The 17044-nt window shown below is 64.4% G+C and carries 19 protein-coding genes; 13 read left to right on the plus strand and 6 right to left on the minus strand.

Annotated features, from left to right (window positions below; genetic code table 11):
- Positions 1-343: transposase (locus tag AX018_RS08435; RefSeq protein WP_146749262.1), on the plus strand; the 343-nt coding region annotated here is incomplete at its 5' end.
- 423 nt (positions 344-766) lie between these two features.
- Here the strand turns inward: AX018_RS08435 and AX018_RS08440 are convergent.
- Entirely contained in the window at positions 767-1549 is a 783-nt protein-coding gene (locus AX018_RS08440) for a DDE-type integrase/transposase/recombinase (protein ID WP_170146213.1), read from the minus strand.
- 160 nt (positions 1550-1709) lie between these two features.
- Here AX018_RS08440 and AX018_RS08445 point away from each other — a divergent pair, with 160 nt between their 5' ends.
- The 6 genes from AX018_RS08445 to AX018_RS08470 all read left to right on the plus strand — a co-directional run bounded on the left by AX018_RS08445 (position 1710) and on the right by AX018_RS08470 (position 6513).
- Positions 1710-2501 (plus strand): SDR family oxidoreductase, encoded by a 792-nt coding sequence (locus tag AX018_RS08445; protein ID WP_111876858.1) that lies wholly within the window; start codon positions 1710-1712, stop codon positions 2499-2501.
- Positions 2502-2595: 94 nt separating this feature from the next.
- The gene (locus tag AX018_RS08450) at positions 2596-3012 is read left to right on the plus strand and encodes a PaaI family thioesterase (protein WP_111876945.1); all 417 of its coding nucleotides are present in this window, start codon (positions 2596-2598) and stop codon (positions 3010-3012) included.
- A gap of 122 nt (positions 3013-3134) precedes the next feature.
- Entirely contained in the window at positions 3135-4151 is a 1017-nt protein-coding gene (locus AX018_RS08455) for an NADP-dependent oxidoreductase (RefSeq protein WP_111876859.1), read from the plus strand.
- Positions 4151-4621 carry a GNAT family N-acetyltransferase gene (locus tag AX018_RS08460; protein ID WP_111876860.1) on the plus strand — a complete coding sequence of 157 codons (471 nt, stop codon included), beginning with the start codon at positions 4151-4153 and terminating at the stop codon, positions 4619-4621. The genes AX018_RS08455 and AX018_RS08460 overlap by 1 nt, the downstream gene beginning before the upstream one ends.
- Before the next feature lie 36 nt (positions 4622-4657).
- Positions 4658-5611: a glutathione S-transferase family protein gene (locus AX018_RS08465; protein ID WP_111876861.1), complete on the plus strand. Its 954-nt coding sequence runs from the start codon at positions 4658-4660 to the stop codon at positions 5609-5611.
- Positions 5608-6513, plus strand: a complete 906-nt coding sequence (locus tag AX018_RS08470; RefSeq protein WP_111876862.1) for an SDR family oxidoreductase — start codon at positions 5608-5610, stop codon at positions 6511-6513. Before AX018_RS08465 ends, AX018_RS08470 begins: the two co-directional genes overlap by 4 nt.
- A gap of 20 nt (positions 6514-6533) precedes the next feature.
- Here the strand turns inward: AX018_RS08470 and AX018_RS08475 are convergent, their stop codons facing one another.
- The 4 genes from AX018_RS08475 to AX018_RS08490 form a co-directional block, all read right to left on the minus strand.
- Entirely contained in the window at positions 6534-7292 is a 759-nt protein-coding gene (locus tag AX018_RS08475) for a 3-hydroxyacyl-CoA dehydrogenase (RefSeq protein WP_111876863.1), read from the minus strand.
- A gap of 153 nt (positions 7293-7445) precedes the next feature.
- Positions 7446-8501 (minus strand): extracellular solute-binding protein, encoded by a 1056-nt coding sequence (locus AX018_RS08480; RefSeq protein ID WP_111876864.1) that lies wholly within the window; start codon positions 8499-8501, stop codon positions 7446-7448.
- 211 nt (positions 8502-8712) lie between these two features.
- Positions 8713-9015 carry an SWIB/MDM2 domain-containing protein gene (locus AX018_RS08485; RefSeq protein WP_111876865.1) on the minus strand — a complete coding sequence of 101 codons (303 nt, stop codon included), beginning with the start codon at positions 9013-9015 and terminating at the stop codon, positions 8713-8715.
- A 173-nt stretch (positions 9016-9188) separates the two neighbouring features.
- Positions 9189-10115, minus strand: coding sequence for an EamA family transporter (locus AX018_RS08490; RefSeq protein WP_111876866.1), 927 nt, complete (start codon positions 10113-10115; stop codon positions 9189-9191).
- A 92-nt stretch (positions 10116-10207) separates the two neighbouring features.
- Between AX018_RS08490 and AX018_RS08495 the strand changes: the two genes are divergently transcribed.
- Positions 10208-10699 carry an Lrp/AsnC family transcriptional regulator gene (locus AX018_RS08495; protein WP_111876867.1) on the plus strand — a complete coding sequence of 164 codons (492 nt, stop codon included), beginning with the start codon at positions 10208-10210 and terminating at the stop codon, positions 10697-10699.
- 51 nt (positions 10700-10750) lie between these two features.
- Here the strand turns inward: AX018_RS08495 and AX018_RS08500 are convergent, their stop codons facing one another.
- Positions 10751-11701 (minus strand): DMT family transporter, encoded by a 951-nt coding sequence (locus tag AX018_RS08500; RefSeq protein ID WP_111876868.1) that lies wholly within the window; start codon positions 11699-11701, stop codon positions 10751-10753.
- Positions 11702-11763: 62 nt separating this feature from the next.
- Between AX018_RS08500 and AX018_RS08505 the strand changes: the two genes are divergently transcribed.
- The 5 genes from AX018_RS08505 (at position 11764) to rpmI (ending at position 17026) form a co-directional block, all read left to right on the plus strand.
- Complete coding sequence (locus tag AX018_RS08505; RefSeq protein ID WP_111876869.1) at positions 11764-12192, plus strand: gamma-glutamylcyclotransferase family protein; 429 nt, start codon at positions 11764-11766, stop codon at positions 12190-12192.
- 248 nt (positions 12193-12440) lie between these two features.
- Positions 12441-13760: an isocitrate lyase gene (aceA, locus tag AX018_RS08510; RefSeq protein WP_111876946.1), complete on the plus strand. Its 1320-nt coding sequence runs from the start codon at positions 12441-12443 to the stop codon at positions 13758-13760.
- 289 nt (positions 13761-14049) lie between these two features.
- Entirely contained in the window at positions 14050-15969 is a 1920-nt protein-coding gene (gene thrS, locus AX018_RS08515) for a threonine--tRNA ligase (RefSeq protein WP_111876870.1), read from the plus strand.
- Between the two features lie 83 nt (positions 15970-16052).
- The gene (infC, locus tag AX018_RS08520) at positions 16053-16646 is read left to right on the plus strand and encodes a translation initiation factor IF-3 (RefSeq protein WP_111876871.1); all 594 of its coding nucleotides are present in this window, start codon (positions 16053-16055) and stop codon (positions 16644-16646) included.
- 176 nt (positions 16647-16822) lie between these two features.
- Positions 16823-17026: a 50S ribosomal protein L35 gene (gene rpmI / locus AX018_RS08525; protein WP_011795946.1), complete on the plus strand. Its 204-nt coding sequence runs from the start codon at positions 16823-16825 to the stop codon at positions 17024-17026.
- Positions 17027-17044 lie beyond the last annotated feature (18 nt).

Raw genomic sequence — 17044 nt, forward strand, 5'->3', positions numbered from 1 at the left:
AACCACAGCCCAAGTGACTGATCGCAAGGGAGCGCTTGCGGCCTTCAAGCGCTGCAAGCGCTCGCTGGGGCGGGTGCAAAGTGTGCTGACGGACAGCGGTTACACAGGCGAGCCCTTCGCGCAAGGCGTCAAGGACATCCTGGGTGAGCATGTGACGGTGCAGATCGCCAAGAGAAGCGAGTTGCACACCTTCAAGGTCATGCCCAAGCGCTGGGTGGTTGAGCGCAGCTTTGCTTGGCTGGACAAGAACCGGCGGCTATGGAAGAACTGTGAGCGATGGCTCAACACCAGCTTACAGTTCGTCCACTTGGCGTTTCTGGCTCTGCTACTCAGAAGATCGTAAACACGTTCTTAGGGAAGGTCTGCACAATAAACGCATGAGCGTGCTGATGCGCTAAATCCATTTTTCCTGTCCTGTTCTGTCCGCATGTCCGCAACATCTCGGCTGCTGAGAAACAAGACATTTTTTCAAGATACCTTGCCCATTTCTTCAGCAATCCCGGCCTACCAAGGACTGAATCGGTTCCTGGCCAGGAAGAATTTCACCTCGTTTGCGCGATGGATGCAGGAGAAACCGCCTTCCAGGCGCAATCCGCCCTGCTGCATTGCGGACAGCATGGCTCGGCGGGCGTTGGTAGGCAGGTGAAGCTTCAACATCGAGGCCGCTAACCCCACAGCAGCCCCTCGCATGCCTGCACCCATTCCCCTCGGCCCTGCGCCCGGTGCACATCTGCCCAGGTAATGCCTTGCCAAGCTTCGTGTGGCGTCAAGCCGCCCAGGTTCCGTTGTAAAAGTTGGCGAACCCGGCCAGCGCCGCTGGCAGTTTTTCGGCCGTCAGGCGCATGGATCGTAGAACGGGCTTGAGCGTGCTGAAGAACCGCTCGATCCGGCCGTTCTGCCACGGGCACCCCGGCGCGCTGCGTTGGTGTCGAATGCCCAGCAGGCCCAATGCAGTGCGCCAGAGCCGGCTGGTGAACATGGCCTCATTGTCGGTGCGGATGGCGTGGGGTTTGCCATGGTGCCCGATGGCGATCAGCAGATGCCCGAGCAAGGTCCAGGTGCATTTGCCCGGCAGGGCCTGCAGCTGGATGCACAGGCGCGAGCCGTGATCCAGGATGCCAAGGATGTTCACGCGGGCGCCATCGGACACTGGCACGCTGCTCAGGTCGAGGCCCCAGGTCTGGTTCGTTGCCAGGGGCCAGGGGGAACGCCGCCGCATCGCACGGCGCATCTCGGCCAGACGCTCGGCATGCTGCGCACGGCACTGATAGACAAAGGTCTTGCTGATGATGAGCCGATTGCCATGAAGCCGATTGAACACGTGGGCGACTTGGCGTCCGCTGGGGATGTGCAGGCTCAGGCGCAAGACTTGGCGAATGACCCATTCGGGCTTGCGTCTGCCTTGGGGCGCAGGATGCCAGGCATGGGGTGTGCCTCTGCGGCGTCTCCAATGCCATGGGCTCGGTGGCGGCACGTGAGCCATGGCCGCAAGGACGAAGGCCAGAAAAATGCCCGAAAAGATGGCAAAGCACAGGAGAGAAAGCTCCACGCCCATCCATCCAGGGATGACGGGAATCGTTGATTGGGGTTTGCGCCTGCTGCGACGGCTCGATGCGGTCTTCAAACACCCCCAATCACCCACGCGACAACCGCGTCCGGCCAGCCGCCCCACAATCTTTCGCACTGCCTTCAGCCTCACAGGAGCCCCCATGCCGCGCACGGTCCAGCAACTCTTCGATCTCTCCGGCAAGACCGCCCTCGTTACCGGCGGCTCGCGTGGGCTGGGTCTGCAACTGGCCCATGCGCTGGGCGAGGCGGGGGCGAAGATCATGCTGACCTCGCGCAAGGCGGCCGACCTGGAGGAGGCCGTGGCCACGCTGCAGGACGCGGGCATCGACGCGCGCTGGATCGCCGCCGACTGCGGGCAGGAGGCCGACATCCAGCGCCTCGCGCAGGAGACGCTGCAGCGCCTGGGCGACGTGGACATCCTCGTCAACAACGCGGGCGCGAGCTGGGGCGCGCCGGCCGAGGACCACCCCACGGCCGCGTGGGACAAGGTGATGAACCTCAACGTGCGCGGCTACTTCCTGCTTTCGCAGGCCATCGCCCGGCACAGCATGATCCCGCGCCGCGGTGGCCGCATCATCAACGTGGCCTCCATCGCCGGGCTGGCGGGCAATCCGATCGAAATGAAGACCATCGCCTACAACACCTCCAAGGGCGCCGTGATCAACTTCACGCGGGCGCTGGCGGCGGAGTGGGGCGTGCACGGCATCAACGTGAACGCGATCTGCCCGGGCTTCTTCAAGACCCGGATGGCGTCCGCGCTGATCGAGACGCTGGGCGAGGAGAAGATGGCCGCGCACGCGCCGCTGCGCCGGCTGGGCGACGACGAGGACCTGAAGGGGCTGTGCCTGCTCTATGCGTCGGATGCGGGCAAGCACATCACGGGGCAGTGGCTGGCCGTGGACGGCGGCGTGAGCGTGGTCACCGGCGGTTGATGCGGCCGCGCGCGATGGCCCGCCGCGCAGGCGTGCGGGCGGCCTCGCGCTTCGCTATGCTGCCGGCTCCCTTGCAACGATGGAGTGTCTGCCCGTGTTGAGTTTCGGTGTCGAAATCCCCTTTGTCAGCCATCTCGGCTTCACGCTGCACCGCATGGAGGGCGGCGAGTCCGAGCTGCGCTATGCCGCGCAGCCCGAGCACCTGAATTCCTTCGGTGTCACGCACGGCGGCGCCACCATGGCGCTGATCGACGTGGCCATGGCCACCGCCGCGCGCAGCGAGGGGCCCGCGGACATGGGCGTGGTCACCGTCGAGATGAAGACCAGCTTCATGCAGGCCGCGCGCGGCCCCCTGGTGGCGCGCGGCCGGCTGCTGCACCGCACGCTGGCGCTGGCGTTCACCGAGGCCAGCGTGTTCGACGCCGAAGGGCGCCTGTGCAGCCACGCCACCGGCACCTTCAAGTACATGAAGCGCCCCGCGCCGCCCGCGGCCTCGGTGCCCACCGATTGAGTCCGCTGGGGGCGTTTTTGATTCAAAGAGCCTCCATGTCGCCGTGTTTTCTGCATTCTTTGCTATTAAAAGAATAGTGATCGATGGGTGTTCCCATCCCCAACCTTGAAAGGAGATTCCCCATGCCCCGCAACCAGCAGATCCTTCTGGACAACCGCCCGCAGGGCGAGGCCACGGCCGGCAATTTCAGGCTGACCGCCACCGACACGCCCCCGCTGCAGGACGGCCAGATACTGGTGCGCCACCACTACCTGAGCCTGGACCCGTACATGCGCGGTCGCATGAACGACAGCAAGAGCTATGCGGCCTCGCAGCCTCTGGGCGAGGTGATGATCGGCGGCACGGTGGGCGAGGTGGCCGAGAGCCGGCATCCGAAGTTCGCCGTGGGCGACAAGGTGGTGGGCATGGGCGGCTGGCAGGAATACAGCGTGGTGGACGGCAATGCGCCCGGCATGCTCCGCAAGGTGGACACCACGCACGTGCCGCTGTCCCACTACCTGGGCGCCGTGGGCATGCCGGGCGTGACGGCGTGGTATGGCCTCGTGAAGATCATCGAGCCGAAGGCCGGCGAAACGGTGGTGGTGAGTGCTGCCTCGGGTGCCGTGGGCAGCGCCTTCGGCGCGCTCGCCAAGGCGCGCGGCTGCCGCGTGGTGGGCATCGCGGGCGGGCCGGACAAATGCCGCTATGTGGTCGATGAACTGGGCTTCGATGCCTGCATCGACCACCGCGAGCACGGCGACCTCAAGGCCATGTCCAAGGCGCTCAAGGACGCCTGCCCCGACGGCATCGACGGCTACTTCGAGAACGTGGGCGGCCATATCCTCGATGCCGTGCTGCTGCGCGCCAATGCCTTCGCCCGCGTTGCCGTGTGCGGCATGATCGCCGGCTACGACGGCCAGCCGCTGCCGCTGCAGAACCCGACCCTCATCCTCGTCAACCGCATGAAGGTGCAGGGCTTCATCGTGAGCGAGCACATGGAGGTCTGGCCCGAGGCGCTCAAGGAGCTGGGCGGGCTGGTGGCCACGGGCAAGCTGCGCCCGCGCGAGACCGTGGCGCAGGGCATCGCGGCCGCGCCCGAGGCCTTCCTGGGCCTGCTCAAGGGCCGGAACTTCGGCAAGCAGCTGGTGAAGCTCGCCTGATGGCGCCGGGCCTGCACTGGCATTGGTCCCGCTTCGACGATCTGGGCGTGCATGCGCTGCACGATGCGCTCGCGCTGCGCTGCCGCGTGTTCATCCTGGAGCAGGGCCCCTACCAGGACCCGGACGATGCCGACAAGCGGTCGTGGCACCTGCTGGGCCGCGACGATGCGGGCCGGTTGCAGGCCGGCCTGCGCGTGACCGACCCCGGCGTGAAATACCCCGAGCCTTCCATCGGCCGCGTGGTCACCGCGCCCGAGGCGCGCGGCACCGGCGCGGGCCGCGCGCTGGTGCGCGAGGGCCTGGGGCGCTGCGCGGCGGCCTGGCCCGGGCACGCGGTGCGCATCAGCGCGCAGGCGCACCTGCAGCGCTTCTATGGCGAGGCGGGTTTCGCCACCGTGTCGCCCGAATACCTCGAAGATGGCATTCCCCATGTCGAGATGCTCTGGACACCGCCGCCCGCACGCGGGTAGTGTTGCCGTCCGGCCTTTCTTCTTCCAGGAGATGCAATGACCAGCTCGCCCGAACCCATCCTGCACCACTATCCCTCGTCGCCCTTCTCCGAGAAGATCCGCATCGCGCTCGGCTTCAAGCAGGTCGCCTGGAAGTCGGTGGTCGTGCCCAGCATCGCGCCCAAGCCCGACGTGGTGGCCCTCACCGGCGGCTACCGGCGCACGCCGTTCCTGCAGATCGGCGCCGACATCCATTGCGACACGGCCCTGATCTGCGACGTGCTCGAACACCTCCAGCCCGAGCCCGTGCTCTACCCGCCGCACCTCAAGGGCGTGGCGCGGGTGTTCGCCCAGTGGGCGGACACGTCGCTCTTCTGGGCCGCGATGGCCTACAACCTGCAGCCGCGCGGCGCGGCCGAGCTCTTCGCCAACCTGCCGCCGGCGATGGCCCAGGCCTTCGGCGCCGATCGCCGCACCATGAGCGCCGGCATGAGCCGGCTGCGCCCGCAGGACGCCTCGGCCGCCTACCGCTCGTACCTGCGGCGCATCGCGCACATGGTGGAAGAGCATGAATACCTCTTCGGCGCCGAGCCCTGCGTGGCGGATTTCGCGGCCTACCACCCGCTGTGGTTCACCCGCCAGTGCGTGCCGGTGATGGCGGACATCTTCAAGGCCACGCCCGCCGTGCTCGAATGGATGGACCGCATCGCCGCCATCGGCCACGGGCGCCTGGAGAAATTCAGCGCGCAGGACGCCATCACCGTCGCCGCCAATGCCGAACCTCTGCCGCTGGTGGGCGACGTGTTCCAGGACGAGCATGGCATCCCCCTGGGCACGCGCGTGGCCATCGCGGCCGAGAGCTTCGGCACCGAGCCCACCGAGGGCACGCTCATCGCCGCCACGCGCACGCGCTATACGCTGGCGCGCACCGATCCGCGCGCGGGCCTGCTGCACGTGCACTTCCCGCGCATCGGCTACACCCTCTCCACCGTGGAGACCCCCTCGCCATGATCGATGACTTCCAGGGAAAAACCGCCGTGCTCACTGGCGCGGGATCGGGCTTCGGCCTCGAATGCGCGCGCATCGGCGCGCAGCGCGGCATGCGCCTCGTGCTGGTGGACGTCCAGCAGGACGCGCTGGACGCCGCCGAGGCCGAGCTGCGCGCGGCCGGCGCCGAGGTGCTGGCGCGGCGCGTGGACGTGTCCGATGCCGCCCAGATGGAGGGCTTGGCGGCAGACGTGCGTGCGCGTTTCGGGGCACCGCACTTCGTGTTCAACAACGCCGGCGTGGGCGCGGGCGGCCTCGTGTGGGAGAACTCCGTCGCCGACTGGAACTGGGTGCTGGGCGTGAACCTCATGGGCGTGGTGCACGGCGTGCGCCTCTTCACCCCCATGATGCTCGACGCCGCGCGGCAAGACCCCGCCTGGCGCGGCCACATCGTCAACACGGCCAGCATGGCCGGCCTGCTCACGCCGCCCAACATGGGCATCTACAACGTGAGCAAGCATGCCGTGGTGAGCCTCACCGAAACCCTCTACCAGGACCTGGCCCTGGTCACCGACCAGATCGGCGCCAGCGTGCTCTGCCCGTACTTCGTGCCCACCGGCATAGGCCGCAGCGAGCGCAACCGCCCCGATGCGCCGGCCGCGCCCCTCACGCGCAGCCAGCTCATCGGCCAAGCCATGACCGGCAAGGCCGTGGACAGCGGCAAGGTCACGGCGGCCGACGTGGCGCGGATGGTGTTCGACGGCATCGCCGCCAACCGTTTCTACCTCTTCAGCCACCCGCAGGCCCTGGGCAACGTGCAAAGCCGCATCGAGAGCATCGTGGCCGTGCGCAATCCGCCCGACCCGTTCCTGGAGCGGCCGGACATCGGGCAGCGCCTGCGCGAGCAATTGCGCGCGGGCGCGTAGCCCGCCGCCCGTGCGGCGGCTCAGCGCGGCGCCATGCGGATCGCGCCGTCCAGCCGGATCACCTCGCCGTTGAGCATGTCGTTCTCGAAGATGTGCCGCGCGAGGCGCGCGTAGTCCTCCGGCGTGCCCAGCCGGCTGGGGAAGGGCACGCCCGCAGCCAGCGCGTCCTGCACCTCCTGGGGCATGCCGAACAGCATCGGGGTGCCGAAGATGCCGGGGGCGATGGTCATGTTGCGGATGCCGTTGCGCGCCAGATCGCGCGCGATGGGCAGCGTCATCCCCACGATGCCACCTTTTGAGGCGGAATAGGCCGCCTGGCCGATCTGGCCGTCGTACGCGGCCACGCTGGCCGTGGAGATCAGCACCCCGCGCTCGCCCGTGGGCTCGGGATCGTTGCGGCACATGGCCTCGGCGGCGAGGCGGATCATGTTGAAGCTGCCGATCAGGTTCACCGTCACCGTCTTGGTGAACAGCGCCAGGCCGTGCGCGCCGCTCTTGCCCACGGTCTTCTCGGCCGGGGCGATGCCCGCGCAATTGACCAGGCCCATGAGCTTGCCCCGGGCCACGGCCTGCGCCACCACGGCCTGCCCGTCGGCCTCGCTTGTCACGTCGCAGCGCACGAAGGTACCGCCGATCTCGCGCGCCACGGCCTCGCCCCGCTCGGCCTGCATGTCCGCGATCACCACGTGCCCCCCCTGCGCCGACAGCATGCGCGCCGTGCCTTCTCCCAGCCCCGATGCGCCGCCGGTGACGATGAAAACCTTGCCCTGGATGTCCATGGATCTGTCTCCCTGAATGGATATGACGTTGACGTAAACGTCAATTATGTTGGAAGAATCCGCGCGCCCGGACGAAAAAAAGCCCGGCATGCCGGGCTTTCCTGGAAGAGGCGGGGCCTGTCCGGGCCCGCGCCGTGCGCGTCTCGCGAGGGCTTACTTGAAGCCCACGCGGTCCAGCATCTGCTGCACCTTGGGCATGTGCTCGCCCACGGCGCTGATCGGGATCGTCTCGCTCTTGAACGGCTGGCCGCCGGTCATTGCGCGCAGCGCCGGGTTGTCCGAGGTCACGCCCTTGGCGGCAGGCCACTCGTTGTTGCCGTTGGCGAAGTAGTTCTGGGCCGTGGGGCTGGCGAGATATTCCAGGAACTTGATGGCGTTGGCCTGGTTCTTGGAATGGCGGGCCACCGCGCCGCCGGCGATGTTCAGGTGCGTGCCCCACGACTGCTGGTTGGGGAACACCACGGCCACCTTGCTGGCCACATCCTTGTCCTCGGGCTTGTCCGAGCGCAGGATGCGCGCGAGGTAATAGCTGTTGGTGACGGCGATGTCGCATTCGCCGGCCGCCACGGCGCGGATCTGGTCGGTGTCGCCGCCCTTGGGTGCGCGCGCGAGGTTGGCCACCACGCCCTTGAGCCAGGCCTCGGCCTTCTGCTCGCCCATGTGCTCGGTGACGGCGCCGAACAGGCTCAGGTTGTAGGAGTGCGAGCCCGAGCGGATGCAGATCTTGCCCTTGTTCTTGGGGTCGCCGAGCTCTTCGTAGGTGTCCACGTCGTCCTTGTTCACCTTGGCCTTGTTGTAGACGATCACGCGGGCGCGCGTGGACAGGCCGAACCAGGTGATGCCGCCATCGGCGGCGGGCTTGGCGTGCAGGTTGGCGGGAATGGCGTCTTCCAGCACCTTCGACTTGATGGGCAGGAACAGGCCGTCCGCCTCGCCGCGGTAGAGGCGGGCCGCGTCCACCAGCAGGATCACGTCGGCGGGCGATGCCGTGCCTTCGGCCTTCAGGCGCGCCATGATGCCGGCATCGTCGGCGTCCACCCGGTTGATCTTGATGCCCGTGGCCTGCGTGAAGCCGGTGTACAGCGCTTCGTCGGTGGCGTAGTGGCGGGCGGAGTACAGGTTCACGACCTGCTCCTGAGCGGACGCGGTACCGGTGGCAGCGGCCAGCAGGCCGGCGGAGACGATGAGATTCAGGAAGCGGATGCGCATGCGGTGGGTCTCTTGATGGGTCTCTGAACGAATGGGATGCGGAAAGCCGCCGAATGATAGGGCAGACGCGAATCATTCGCGATCAAAGGCCGTCAAGGATCCATGGCATTGGCCTCCTGGCCGCGGCTCCGGCCTGAAAAGACAAAAGCCGGCAGGTGCCGGCTTTTGTCTGGCTGCGGAGCCGGCTGGGCCGGCCCGCTGCGATCTGCGGTTACTTGACGTGCTTGCCGATCAGGCCGGCCATCTCGAACATCGAGACCTGGGGCTTGCCGAACACTTCCTTGAGCTTCGCGTCGGCGTTGATCATGCGCTTGTTGGCGGAGTCCTGCAGATTGTTGGCTTTGATGTAGGTCCACAGCTTGCTGATGATCTCCGTGCGGGGCAGCGGGGCCGTGCCCACGACGGCGGCCAGCGCGGGGCTGGGCGTCAGCGCCTTCATGAAGGCGGCGTTGGGCGTGCGCTTCTTGGCGGGCGCCGCGGCGTCGGTGGCCGGAGCTTTCTTTGCAGTTGCCATGTTGGTTTTCCTTGTTGGGAGTGAAATAGCGGTCACCAGCGAAAACCTGCTCTCCACTGGCTCGCCGATGCTAATGGCAAAAAAACGCGTTTCCAAGGGAATGGACCGTTTTTTTGCCTCCAGTTGTTGCGGTCGTGCCGCCTGTGGGCCCGTGGCGTTTCGGAGTGCGGAAATCACTCCGGGCGAGGGCGCCGTTGCCCGATGATGAGCACCACGGCCATAAGAATCACACCGCAGGCCAGCCATTCATGGACCGTCACGATTTCGCCCGCGAGGGTGCTGCCGATCAGCAGCGCGATCACCGGATTCACGAACGCATAGCTCGACGCCAGCGCGGGGCTGGCATGGGCCAGCAGGTACATGTAGGCGCTGAAGCCGATGAGCGAGCCCGCCACCACCAGATAGAGCCACGCGGCCGTTGCCGCCGGCCGGGGCGGCCAGGCGGGCTGCTCGCCCAAGGCCATGGACACTGCCATCAGCACCGCGCCGCCGCACAGCATCTCGCTGGCGAAGCCACTGGCCCCCGGCGCGAGTGGCATGCGCGTGGTGGAGAGCACCGATCCCAGCGACCAGCAGGCCGTGGCCGCCAGGGCGCATGCCATGCTGGCGGGCGATGCGGAAAAGCTCTCCCCGCGCACCAGCATCAGGACGCCGATGGCACCGATGGCCATGCCCGCGAGTTCGCGGCGCCCCGGGCGGCGTCCCCACAGCAAACCCCAGCCCGTGATCATCATGGGGACCACGGCGACGCAGGCCGCGATCAGGCCCGAGCCGATGTGCACGCTGGCCGTGGCGATCAGGCCCATCCCGCCGCCCAGCATCAGCGTGCCGACGACAAAGGCATGGCCCCATTGCCGGAGCGTGGGCATCGCGGCCGCCGTGTCGCCACGGCCACGTGCCTGCCATGCGGCCCACAGCATCAACAGACCGCCTGCCAGCAGAAAGCGCGAACCCATCTGGAAGAACGGCGGAAAACCCGCGAGCGCGATGCGGATGGCCAGATACGTCGATCCCCACAGCAGGTAGCAGGCCAGCAGGGCGATGAGAACACCGGCAGGAAGCCGCACGGCACCTGCCATGATGGGCGATGTGATTTGCATGCCCGAATGGTATGCAGGCATTGCGTTGCAGGACATGCCACTTCAACGGTTGAATCGATAGCCTGCCTGTGTTTTCATGGTGAAATCCCAAAATGACCGAAACCCATGATCTGGATGCCTACGATGCCCGCATCCTTGCCGCCCTGCAGCAGGACGGCCGCATCACCATGGCGGAACTGGGGCGGCGCGTGCACCTCAGTCAGCCGGCCGTGACGGAGCGGGTGCGCAAGCTGGAGGCGGCTGGCGTCATCCAGGGCTACGGCGCGCGCGTGGACTGCGCGGCGCTTGGCTATGGCATCCGCGCGATCATCCGCGTCGGCAGGGCGGAGTACGCGCGGGTGGTCAAACTGATCGGGCAGACGCCCGAAGTCCTCAATGCCTACAACGTGACGGGCGACGACAGCTGGATCCTGGAAATCGCCGTGATCGACGTCAGCCACCTCGATGCCGTCGTCACCGCTTTTTGCCTGCTCGCCGAAACCTCGACCTGCATCGTGCTCAATGCGCCCCGGGAGCATGCGCCCGTGCTTCCTGCGCGCCGCGACAGCATCAAGCCGCCCATCCGCAAGGTGACGGGCAAGTAACGCGGCGCGGCGTGCTGGCAAGCCGTGGTGGGAGGCCTGGTGCCTCGCATTTCAGCGGCCAGGGGGCGAGTTGCGCCGTGCCCATGGCACACGGGCCGGCAGGGTTGCGAGCACCACGCTGGCGATCGCGATGGCGAATGCGACCCATTGCAGCGGCGTGAGGCGCTCGCCCAGCACGAGCACGCCCACGAGTGCCGCGCTGACCGGCAGCATGACGGTGAACACGCCGCCCTGCGCCGCAGGCACCACCTTGAGGCCCGTCATCCAGAGCCACACGGTCCAGACGCTGGCCGCCAGCGCATAGAAGACCAGCAGCAGCCACGTGCCCGGACCCAGGGTGGCAAAGTCGAACTGCAGCGCCGCATACAGCCCCAGAGGCGTTGCCAGCACGAAGCCCCACAGGTTGATCAAGGACGTGATGCGGCGCGGGCCCATCGATCCCGTGAGTTTCTTGCCGATCACCGAATAGGCGGCCTCGCACAGCACTGCGCCGATGAGCAGCAATTGCCTCAGCCAGGCCCAATCGCTGGAATCCGTCGCGGGCGCAGGCGCTCCGTGTCCGGTGTGTCCGGCGGGCTGCGCGACGGAGAACAGCGCGATTCCCGCCACCGCCAGGGCCACCGCGGCCCACGTGCGGCGCGAGACCTGCTCTTTCAGGAAGAACCAGCTCATCACCGCCACGGCGGCGGGGATGCCCGCCATCGTCACGCCGGCCGTGACGGCATTGGTCAGGCTGACCCCGGAAATCATGCACAGCGTGAACAGGAAATTGCCCAGGAACGACTCCAGGAACAGCAGGCGCCGCACCTGCGGCGTCAGTGGCGGTTCCCCGGTGGGCTTGCGCAGCCAGGAAAGCATGCCCAGGCCGCCAATGCCGAAACGCAGCCAGGCCAGCAGGAAGACGGGCAGGGCGGCGGACAGCGGCTTGGACAGGGCGACGTAGCTGCCCACCAGGGTCATGCTGAGGGCGAGGCACAGATAGGCAATGGGGCGGCTTGGCATGCGGGCGCGGCGCCACCGATAGACTGCGGCGCCGAAGCTGATTACACGGATGAAACTGCATCATGCCTGAGCCTCTGCCGGACTCTGCCCTCCGCCATGTCTTCGTCTATGGAACCCTGCGCCGGGGAGGCCGCAACGACATCACTCGGCTTGCGCCGCCGCCTCGGTACCTTGGCGCCGCCACCGTCGTGGGTGTCTTGTACGACCTGGGCGCTTATCCCGGCATCGCGTTGTCGGGGCCGGCGTCGGAGGGGGCTGGCAGGGTGCCCGTGCTTGGCGAGGTGTATGCCATCACAGCGGAACTCGAGCAAAGGCTCGACCGGATCGAGGAGGTCTGGCCCGAGCCCAGCGGAGAATACGCGAAACGCGAGATCCTGGTGCGTCTCGCTTCGGGCGAAGCGCTCATATGCCTGGTCTACGAAATCAATCCGGCTGTCTTGCGCGGCGCCCCCCGGCTGCTGTACGGTGACTGGATGGGGCCTCGCGGATGATTTTTCGTTGGCGAGATGTTTTTTTGTATTGTGATAAATGGCGATGCTGCACTGCCGCAATATTTCTCAATATGAGAAATTGTTTTTCTCATTGAGAAATGAGATTGATAAGATGTTGATATCAAAGGAAAACTTTTTTGTCTTGTATAAGACATAAGAGCTTGGCAAGGTCTTGTGCAAGACCTAAAGTTGTCTCCAAGGACAGCCCGGTGCTGTTCCCCGCTTTTCCTCAACCTTTGGAGATGACCATGCCCCAATCCTTCAATGAGCAATTGAGCCGTGAACAGCAAATCGCCGCCCTCGAAAAAGACTGGGCGCAAAACCCCCGCTGGAAAGGTATCAAGCGCGGCTACAGCGCGGCCGATGTCGTGCGCCTGCGCGGGTCCTTCCAGGTGGAGCACACGCTGGCGCGCCGCGGAGCCGAGAAGCTCTGGGAATTGGTCCACAACGAGCCTTACGTGAACTGTCTGGGCGCGCTCACGGGCGGGCAGGCGATGCAGCAGGTCAAGGCCGGCGTCAAGGCGATCTACCTTTCCGGCTGGCAGGTCGCCGCGGACAACAACGAGTACGCGGCCATGTATCCCGATCAGTCGCTTTATCCGGTGGACTCCGTGCCCAAGGTGGTCGAGCGCATCAACAACACTTTCACCCGGGCGGATGAAATCCAGTGGTCGAAGGGCCTCAATCCAGGCGACGAGGGTTTTATCGACTACCACGCACCGATCGTGGCGGATGCCGAAGCCGGCTTTGGTGGCGTGCTGAATGCATTCGAGTTGATGAAGGCCATGGTCCGTGCCGGCGCGGCGGGTGTCCACTTCGAGGATCAACTCGCCTCCGTCAAAAAGTGTGGCCACATGGGTGGCAAGGTGCTGGTGCCTACGCAGGAGGCCGTGCAAAAGCTGATCGCGGCCCGCATGGCGGCGGACGTCTATGGTGTGCCGACACTGGTGATCGCACGTACCGATGCGGAGGCGGCCGATCTGCTCACCAGCGACTATGACGCGAACGACAAGCCTTTCCTGACGGGCGAGCGCACGGCCGAAGGTTTCTACAAGACCAAAAAGGGCCTGGAGCAGGCGATCAGCCGCGCGGTGGCGTATGCCGACTACGCTGATCTGGTGTGGTGCGAGACGGGCACGCCCGACCTGGAGTTCGCCAAGAAATTCGCGGAGGCCGTGCACGCAAAGCATCCGGGCAAGCTCCTTGCCTACAACTGCTCTCCTTCGTTCAACTGGAAGAAGAACCTGGACGATGCCACCATCGCGAAATTCCAGCGCGAATTGGGTGCCATGGGCTACAAGTACCAGTTCATCACCCTGGCGGGCATCCACAGCATGTGGTTCAACATGTTCGATCTGGCCCAGGACTACGTGAAGCGCGGCATGTCTGCCTATGTCGAGAAGGTGCAGGAGCCCGAGTTCTCCGCGAGGGAGCGTGGCTACACCTTCGTGTCCCATCAGCAGGAGGTGGGGACCGGTTATTTCGACGAGGTCACGACGGTGATCCAGGGCGGCAAGTCTAGCGTGACGGCGCTCACGGGCTCCACGGAAGAAGAGCAGTTTCACTGAGGTGCCATCGTCGATCGTTGAGATCCGGGGCCCGCACGCAGCGATGCGTGCGGGCTTTTCCGTGACCGGCGTTAGAATGCCAACGCATCAATTTTTGTAAGAGCGAGAAAGGCATGACGGTTATGACACCGCGAACTACGACGGAGCCCACCCTCTGGTCTGAGGGCTGTAGTTCGCGCCTGCACGTCACTCGCTGATCGCTTGCACTTCTCTTCAAAAGCGCGGACTCCGTTCCGCGCTTTTTTATTTCTGCTTTTCCGAGCCCTCGTTGATACAAGGCGATTTCAAGATGATCCGGATCACCCTCCCAGACAACTCCCAACGCGAATATCCAGGCCCGGTCACCGTGGCTGAAGTGGCGCAGTCCATCGGACCCGGGCTGGCCAAGATGACTGTGGCTGGGAAAATCGATGGGCGCCTGGTGGATGCATCCGATCGCATCGAGCATGACGCAAGGCTGCAGATCATCACCCCCCGTGATGAGGAAGGGGTGGAAATCATCCGGCATTCGTGTGCCCACTTGGTGGGGCATGCCGTCAAGCAGCTCTATCCCACCGCCAAGATGGTGATCGGCCCGGTGATCGAAGAGGGCTTCTACTACGACATCGCGTACGAGCGCCCCTTCACGCCGGAAGACATCGCGGCCATCGAGCAGCGCATGAAGGAACTCATCGCGCAGGACTACGACGTCATCAAGAAAATGACGCCCCGCGATGAGGTGATTGCCGTCTTCAAGGCCCGGGGGGAAGACTACAAACTCCGCCTTGTCGAGGACATGCCCGATGAAAAGGCCATGGGCCTTTACTTCCACCAGGAATACGTGGACATGTGCCGTGGTCCTCACGTGCCCAATACCCGTTTCCTCAAGGTTTTCAAGCTCACGCGCGTATCGGGTGCCTACTGGCGGGGGGATGCCAAGAACGAGCAGTTGCAGCGCGTTTATGGCACCGCCTGGGCTGATAAAAAAGACCTGGATGCTTACGTCAAGCGCATCGAAGAAGCGGAAAAGCGCGACCATCGCCGCCTCGGGCGAGAGCTGGATCTGTTCCATATCGATGAGCATTCCCCGGGCACGGTGTTCTGGCATCCCAAAGGCTGGACGATCTGGCAGGGCGTGGAGCAGTACATGCGCCAGGTCTATCGCGACAACGGCTACCAGGAAGTCAAGGGGCCACAGATCCTTGACAAGCATCTTTGGGAGAAAACCGGGCACTGGGACAAGTACCGGGAAAACATGTTCACGACGGAGAGCGAGAAGCACGACTACGCGCTCAAGCCGATGAACTGTCCTGGCCATATCCTCATCTTCAATCAGGGCGTGAAGAGCTACCGCGACTTGCCGCTCCGCTTCGGCGAATTTGGCCAATGCCATCGCAATGAGCCGACAGGCGGGCTGCACGGCATCATGCGCGTCAGGGCGTTCACGCAGGATGATGGACACATCTTCTGTACCGAAGATCAGATCCAGCAGGAATGCATCCAGTTCACGGCCTTGCTGCAGAAGGTTTACCGGGACTTCGGTTTCACTGACATCATCTACAAGGTGGCAACCCGTCCAGAAAAGCGAATCGGCTCTGAAGAGAGCTGGGACAAGGCAGAGAATGCGCTGATCGAAAGCCTGAAGGCTTCAGGATGCGACTACCAAATCGCTGTCGGCGATGGTGCCTTCTATGGCCCGAAGCTTGAATACACGCTGCGCGATGCCATCGGCCGGCATTGGCAATGCGGGACCATACAGGTCGACCCTTCCATGCCCGAGCGTCTCGGGGCCGAGTATGTGGGAGAAGATGGGCAGCGCCATCATCCGATTGTCCTGCACCGTGCCATCGTAGGTAGTCTTGAGCGCTTCATCGGAATCTTGATCGAGCAGCACGCCGGTGCGTTGCCGGTGTGGCTGGCCCCGGTACAGATCGCGGTGCTCAACATCACGGGCGCCCAGGACGACTACTGTCGCGAAATAGCCGCAAAGCTACAAAAAGCTCTGCCGAATCAAGACCTTAGGGTGGCCCTCGATCTGCGTAACGAAAAGATTACGTATAAAATACGGGAGCATTCGTTGCAAAAACTGCCTTATATCCTCGTCGTTGGCGACAAGGAGAAGGCAGCCGGAGCCGTCGCAGTGCGCGCCCGAGGCAATCGAGACCTCGGAGTGATGCCCATAGATGCATTCATATCGCTGATTGGGCAAGACATCGCATCCAAAGCTTGATGAAAGTCGGAGTCTGCCTTGTTGCGCGAACTGTGAGGGGTGAGCTACATGATCTGTAGCATCTAGATTGAAGGAAGACAGCCATCGCTACTGAATTTCGTGATCGTCGCCAGCGCGAAGAGCGCAAGCACCGCCTGAACCGTGAAATCATGGCTCCTGAGGTTCGCCTCTCGGGGCCAGAGAATGAGCCGCTCGGCGTGGTCAGCCTCATGGAAGCCCTTCGTATGGCGGGCGAGCTGGATGTGGACTTGGTGGAGATCGCTGCTACCGCTAATCCTCCCGTGTGCCGCCTTGTGGACTATGGCAAGTTCAAGTACCAAGAGCAAAAGCGCGCGGCCGAGGCCAAAGCCAAGCAGACGGTCATTGAAATCAAGGAAGTCAAATTCCGCCCCGGTACTGACGATGGCGACTACAACATCAAGCTGCGCAATATCCGGCGTTTTCTGGCTGATGGCGACAAGTGCAAGATCACGTTGCGCTTCCGCGGTCGTGAAATAACCCATCAAGAACTCGGACTGGCGTTGCTCAATCGCATTCGAGATGACTTGGGGGACAGCATTGCGATCGAACAGTTTCCCAAGCTGGAAGGTCGTCAGATGATCATGATGATCGCACCTGGTAAAAGAAAGCCTGCAGGCAAGGTTGCAGCAGAAGGGGCGACGGCACCGACGGCTTGACGGTGTCGCAGTTCATGGATTGGTCTGCGATGCACCAACCGGTGCATTGCAGAACATAGGCGGGGCGCTAGCCCTGCCGCGACTCCCAAGGGGGTCGTTAAAAAGTGGCTCGGGGCCAACAAGTTTGCGAATTGGTTTGCAAACGCCTCGCGAGCACAAACAAAAGGAGCATTGAAATGCCCAAAATGAAAACCAAAAGCAGCGCGAAAAAGCGTTTCCGCGTTCGTCCCGGTGGCACCGTCAAGCGCGGTCAAGCCTTCAAGCGTCACATCCTGACGAAGAAGACCACCAAGAACAAGCGCCATCTGCGTGGCGCAGTTTCCGTGCATGAGACCAACATGGGTCACATGGCACAGATGCTGCCCTTTGCTGGCCTGTAATTTAGACGAACAAGGAGT

Source organism: Paracidovorax anthurii (assembly GCF_003269065.1).
In the GTDB taxonomy this organism is placed as follows: domain Bacteria; phylum Pseudomonadota; class Gammaproteobacteria; order Burkholderiales; family Burkholderiaceae_C; genus Paracidovorax; species Paracidovorax anthurii.

What these genes read in the sequence shown, in the direction of transcription:
- AX018_RS08500 (WP_111876868.1), bottom strand. Translation starts at nt 11,701, where the DNA reads ATGCCAAGCCGCCCCATTGCCTATCTGTGCCTCGCCCTCAGCATGACC.
- AX018_RS08480 (WP_111876864.1), bottom strand. Translation starts at nt 8,501, where the DNA reads ATGCGCATCCGCTTCCTGAATCTCATCGTCTCCGCCGGCCTGCTGGCC.
- AX018_RS08455 (WP_111876859.1), top strand. Translation starts at nt 3,135, where the DNA reads ATGCCCCGCAACCAGCAGATCCTTCTGGACAACCGCCCGCAGGGCGAG.
- AX018_RS08445 (WP_111876858.1), top strand. Translation starts at nt 1,710, where the DNA reads ATGCCGCGCACGGTCCAGCAACTCTTCGATCTCTCCGGCAAGACCGCC.
- AX018_RS08485 (WP_111876865.1), bottom strand. Translation starts at nt 9,015, where the DNA reads ATGGCAACTGCAAAGAAAGCTCCGGCCACCGACGCCGCGGCGCCCGCC.
- AX018_RS08505 (WP_111876869.1), top strand. Translation starts at nt 11,764, where the DNA reads ATGCCTGAGCCTCTGCCGGACTCTGCCCTCCGCCATGTCTTCGTCTAT.
- AX018_RS08460 (WP_111876860.1), top strand. Translation starts at nt 4,151, where the DNA reads ATGGCGCCGGGCCTGCACTGGCATTGGTCCCGCTTCGACGATCTGGGC.
- AX018_RS08465 (WP_111876861.1), top strand. Translation starts at nt 4,658, where the DNA reads ATGACCAGCTCGCCCGAACCCATCCTGCACCACTATCCCTCGTCGCCC.
- aceA (WP_111876946.1), top strand. Translation starts at nt 12,441, where the DNA reads ATGCCCCAATCCTTCAATGAGCAATTGAGCCGTGAACAGCAAATCGCC.
- AX018_RS08495 (WP_111876867.1), top strand. Translation starts at nt 10,208, where the DNA reads ATGACCGAAACCCATGATCTGGATGCCTACGATGCCCGCATCCTTGCC.
- AX018_RS08475 (WP_111876863.1), bottom strand. Translation starts at nt 7,292, where the DNA reads ATGGACATCCAGGGCAAGGTTTTCATCGTCACCGGCGGCGCATCGGGG.
- AX018_RS08470 (WP_111876862.1), top strand. Translation starts at nt 5,608, where the DNA reads ATGATCGATGACTTCCAGGGAAAAACCGCCGTGCTCACTGGCGCGGGA.
- thrS (WP_111876870.1), top strand. Translation starts at nt 14,050, where the DNA reads ATGATCCGGATCACCCTCCCAGACAACTCCCAACGCGAATATCCAGGC.
- rpmI (WP_011795946.1), top strand. Translation starts at nt 16,823, where the DNA reads ATGCCCAAAATGAAAACCAAAAGCAGCGCGAAAAAGCGTTTCCGCGTT.
- AX018_RS08490 (WP_111876866.1), bottom strand. Translation starts at nt 10,115, where the DNA reads ATGCAAATCACATCGCCCATCATGGCAGGTGCCGTGCGGCTTCCTGCC.